Origin of the sequence: Actinokineospora sp. (assembly GCF_050699995.1) — a bacterium.
Taxonomy (GTDB): Bacteria; Actinomycetota; Actinomycetes; order Mycobacteriales; family Pseudonocardiaceae; genus Actinokineospora.
Window position 1 is genome coordinate 1 of record NZ_JBOHGC010000257.1, and the last position, 2184, is coordinate 2184.

Consider the following 2184-nt stretch of genomic DNA (forward strand, 5'->3'; position numbering starts at 1 on the left):
GCCCGCGACGTTGTCGGGCAGGTCGTCGACGAGGACGCAGAACCGTGGTTCCCGGCCGGAGCGGGCCGACGCCACGCTGAAGATCTCGGGTTCCGGCTTGCGAGCGCCGATGTCGCACGACAGCAGCACGTCGTCGAACAGGTCCGCCACTGCGGGGAAGGACTCCAGGTGTCCCTTCCACTCCAGTGGCAAATTCGACATGAGACCGACGAACACGCCCTCGGCCCGCCAAGCACGCACCGCGTCCACCCAGGCCCGGTCGATCCGCTGGTCGCTCCACCATGTGGCGCCGAAGTCGGCGAGGTCCGCGCGCACGCCGAACCGCTCGCGCAGCTCACGTTCGATTTCGCGGGTCCACTGCCGCTCGTCGAGGATGCCCGAGTCGAGCACCGCCATCCCGTCAGGACAGTCGTGGCGCCTGCCGATCGCGCGCAGGCACTCGAAAATCTGCTCGGGAGCGAACGCCTCCCCCTCGCAGAACTGCCGCACTCCCTCGCTCACCGGCGGGGTGAGCACACCCCGGAAGTCGCTCCAGATCGCATACCGCGTCATGTCCGCCTCGCCATCGAGGTCAGCTCGAAGCACATGTCGGTGACGACGAGGTCGTTCTGCAGGCATCGCACCTCGACACGGTCTTGGTGCTGCCGCGCGACGAGAACTGTCGGCGTGTCGAGTTCGGCGAACTGCGGAAACTCCGCGTGGAAACCGCTGACGATCCAGTCCACCGGCCGACGCGTGCCCGCCAACGCGAGCTGGCGACCCGCCTCGATGAGCACCATCGCCGGGTAGTGGTCGTAGTCGTGGTCGAACAGGCTGGCATTGGACAGATCGGCGTCGAGCATCGCCGTGGCGCCGCCGTCGTCGATCCGCAGACCGGCGAGCACGACGTTGGCGATCTGCGTCCGGCCGACCCGCTCGGGTGCGGTCAGGTCGCGGTGGCGGCGGAAGTCGGTGCGCATCCCCGCCGTGGACGGTGCGGCCGAACCGTTGCGCTGGTAGGCCCGCAGGTCCGAGTACCGTCCCTTTGACACACCTTGGACCGCCATCTTCGAGCGCACCACCGGGGTGTCCGAGCCTGCGAGCACAGCCACCTGGGAGTACTCGATCTGCTTCGGCGATCCGTCGTTGCGCAACTTCATCTGCTGCATGGTCGTGGTGATCGTCAGCTCCCGCGCGGACTTCAGCAGCTCGCTGACATTGCTGATCCGCACGTCGATGGAGTTGAAGAACACCGCGACGCCGAGCGGGAGCCCCTCGAACTTGTGCGCCGCGCTGAGCGCCGCCTGCCTGCACGCCTCCGTCATCAGCAGGAGGTCGAGCCGGTGGCGGGCCGGGTGGTCCAGGTAGTAGGGGCTGATGTCGGTGGTGACCGTCATGCTGCGGTAGCGGCGTTCGGTGTCCCGGCGCGGCGGGGAGACCAGGATCTCCCTTGGGTTCGCGCGGTGCACCAGGTCCTGCGACGTGCGGATGGCGAGCGTGGTCATGAGTTTGCCCCCTTGAGTAGGCGTCGGGTGGCGGTGTCCTCCGACACCGCGGCGACGATCCCGTCCGGCCGCACGACGCAGGTGACGCGTCTGCTGATCCGCAGCGCCGATCGCAGCGCCGGGCCGACGAGAGAGACGACGTCGAGCCCCGTGTCCGGGTCGACCCACCGCTCGACCGTCGTGTGCGCGCCGGGCACGCCATCGGGGTCGAACACGATCGAGACCGGCTCGGTCATCGACAGGAAGTCGTGCAGGTGCGCACCGGTCGTGTGCAGTGCGGGAACCTCGACATTCGGCAGCCGAGCATGGCCGCGGACGATGCCCACCGCTTTGGGACGAGGTTGTCCGGGGGCAGGTCGGTATCGCTGGGCGATCTGGGTCTGCCGTGGGGTGACCACCCGGTCGAGCAACGTCATGCGCTCCGCCCCCGAGAGCACCGCGTCACGCACTCGACGGCGAAGTCCGCGCACACCCCAGAGCCGGGTCTGCAAGTCCGTGTCACGCAACACGTTCTCGACGACCTGATGGCGTTCGCCTTCCCACTCCGCGAACACGCGGCGGGTGTCGGGTGTGGACGGCGACGTCCGGCAGACGCCCGCGAGGCGCCAGGTGAGCGTGGTCGCGTCCTCGACACCGGTGTTGATGCCCTGCGCTCCGGCCGGGCTGTGCGCGTGGGCCGCGTCGCCGACCAGGAACACCC

Annotated in this window: 3 protein-coding genes; all 3 read right to left on the reverse strand. The window is 68.9% G+C overall.

Annotated elements, in window-relative coordinates:
• Positions 1–552 (reverse strand): HAD-IA family hydrolase (locus tag ACRDSQ_RS13180; RefSeq protein ID WP_431421281.1); only part of this gene is annotated, 552 nt, incomplete at its 3' end.
• Positions 549–1484, reverse strand: a complete 936-nt coding sequence (locus tag ACRDSQ_RS13185) for an AfsA-related hotdog domain-containing protein (protein ID WP_431421283.1) — start codon at positions 1482–1484, stop codon at positions 549–551. The genes ACRDSQ_RS13180 and ACRDSQ_RS13185, both read right to left, overlap by 4 nt.
• The coding region (locus ACRDSQ_RS13190) for an FAD-dependent monooxygenase (protein WP_431421285.1) at positions 1481–2184 on the reverse strand (704 nt) is incomplete at its 5' end. The genes ACRDSQ_RS13190 and ACRDSQ_RS13185, both read right to left, overlap by 4 nt.